Origin of the sequence: Collinsella sp. CLA-ER-H8 (genome assembly GCF_040092335.1) — a bacterium.
In the GTDB taxonomy this organism is placed as follows: domain Bacteria; phylum Actinomycetota; class Coriobacteriia; order Coriobacteriales; family Coriobacteriaceae; genus Collinsella.
Genome location: NZ_JBBNLU010000027.1, coordinates 1 through 2289 on the forward strand (window position 1 = coordinate 1; position 2289 = coordinate 2289).

General features: G+C 67.4%; 2 protein-coding genes. Both read left to right on the top strand.

The genetic code is table 11. The features are described from left to right. Positions 1–160: 160 nt before the first annotated feature. Positions 161–1399, top strand: a complete 1239-nt coding sequence (istA, locus tag AAAX72_RS09645; RefSeq protein ID WP_082421817.1) for an IS21 family transposase — start codon at positions 161–163, stop codon at positions 1397–1399. Further along, positions 1396–2184, top strand: coding sequence for an IS21-like element helper ATPase IstB (gene istB / locus AAAX72_RS09650; RefSeq protein WP_055285406.1), 789 nt, complete (start codon positions 1396–1398; stop codon positions 2182–2184). The genes istA and istB overlap by 4 nt, the downstream gene beginning before the upstream one ends. Positions 2185–2289: the final 105 nt, after the last annotated feature.

Genomic DNA, 2289 nt, shown 5'->3' on the forward strand with positions numbered 1-2289 from the left:
TGTTAGCGCTACTGTAAAAACAACCAATTTCGCCATCGCACTTTAGCCGATTCCGCCAACGCAATTTCCCCAATCACGCCAACGCATTTTCACCATTTCCACCAACGCCGGGGCTTACGCTTCGACCGACAAGCGAACGATGCTTTCGGGAGGAGCGGCCGTGGCGGAGAAGAACCTGATCGGAGAGTTGGACATGTACAGGGAAGCGGGCATAAAGCCCAACTTCAGCGACATAGCGAAGCGCTACGGCAAGGACAGGCACACCGTGGCGGCGTACTGGAGGGCCGAGGGCGGCCGGCCCCGCGACGGGCGCGCCGACAGGGCGGGCTCCTTCGACGCGCACATCGAGGAGGTGGCCGCCAAGGCGCAGCTGCCGGGGGTCACCAAGAAGGGCATCCACGAGTGGCTGCTGCACAGGTATCCCGGCGAGAACCTGGCCGGCTACAACGCCTTCACCCAGTTCATGCGCAAGAACGGCATCGCCGTCGGGGCCTCCGTCGGCCCGGAACCGCACCCGCGCTTCGAGACGCCGCCCGGGCTGCAGCTGCAGTTCGACTGGAAGGAGTCGGTCAGGATGGCGAACCGCGACGGCGAGCTGTTCGAGTTCAACGTGTTCGCGGCGACGCTGGGCCATTCCCGCAGGCACATATTCATCCGGTCGGGGACCAGGACGACCGACGACCTGGTCAGATGCATGTACGCCACGATCGCGAGGCTCGGCGGCGTGCCCCGCGAGTGGGTCACGGACAACATGTCCGCCCTGGTGACGGTCAAGGGCGGCAGGCGCCTCAAGGTCCAGCGCGCATACGAGTTCGCCAAGGCCGCCGGCTTCGAGCTGAAGCTGTGCCGCCCGCGCAGCCCCCAGACCAAGGGCAAGGTCGAGTCGTCGAACCGCTTCCTGTCGCGGCTCGCGGCCTACCAGGGCGACTTCGACGGCTGGGACGACATCGACGAGATCATCGCGCGGATCGAGGACGCCAGCAACTCCGAGCCCAACGAGACCACGGGGCTGCCGCCCTCCGCGCTGTTCATGGAGGAGAAGGACGCGCTGCTGCCCGTCGGCAACCTCCGCGCCCTCGAGGAGGCGATGGGCGACGTGGTGCGCGTGGCCAGGGTGCCGGCCACGATGCTGGTCAGCGCGCACGGCGAGCCCATGTCGGTGCCCAGGCGCTGCATCGGCAGGCCCGCCCGCATCGTCTGCATGCCCGGCGGCGCGATGGACTGCTACGTCGGCGGCGAGCTGGTGGCGACGCACGTGGCGGGCGGGCCGGCCTACGACCCGGCGCACTACGCCGAGGCCATGGCCGGGAAGCGCTGGTTCGGCGACGCCGCCGGCGACATCGAGGCGGCCGCCGCCGCCAACCTCGGGCTGCTCGACTCGATAGGGGGCTCACTGTGAGCGCCGCGGTGCAGGCCAGCCCGCTCAACCGCCTGGCGGCCAATCTCGAGGAGCTGGGGCTCGAGGGCATGGCGTCGTCGGTGCCCGAGTACGTCAGGCTCGTCGCCGACGGGAGGAAGAGCCTGGTCGACGCCATGCTCGAGCTCACCGACGCCCAGATAGCCCTCAAGCGGCGCGCCGACGACGAGCGCCGCACGAGGATGGCCAACTTCCCCTACATAAAGACGCTGGCCGACTTCGACTGGGGTTTCCAGCCGAGCGTGCCCCGCGGGCTGGTCGAGCAGCTGGCCACGCTCGAGTTCGTCGACCGCGGCGACAACGTCGTGCTCGTCGGCAGCCCGGGCGTCGGCAAGACCCACCTGTCGATAGCCATAGGCCACGAGGCGGTGATGGCCCGCAAGCAGGTGTACTTCGCCGACTGCTCGAGGCTGGTCGAGGACCTCAAGCACGCCTCGGCGAAGGAGGCGCTGGCGCGCAGGATGCGGTTCTACGAGCACTGCAGCCTGCTGATAATAGACGAGCTGGGCTACCTCGATATCGGGAAGGAGGGCGCCGACCTGCTGTTCCAGCTGGTGAACAGGCGCTACGCGCTCAAGCGGTCGACGATCGTCACGACCAACGTGCCGGTCGGCAGGTGGGGCGACGTGTTCGGCAGCAACGTCACGGCCTCGGCGGTCGCCGACAGGCTGTGCCACCACTGCGCGATGATCAAGATAACGGGCCGGTCGTACCGCCTGAAGGACGTGTCCATCGGCGGTGAGGACGGGAAGGAGGAGGGCGCCTAGGCGCCGAAAGCGGCACATCCGCGTTGGCGAATCCGGCGTATCCGCGTTGGCGCGATTGGCGAAAATGCGTTGGTGGAAATGGTGAAAATTATATTGACGCTAACA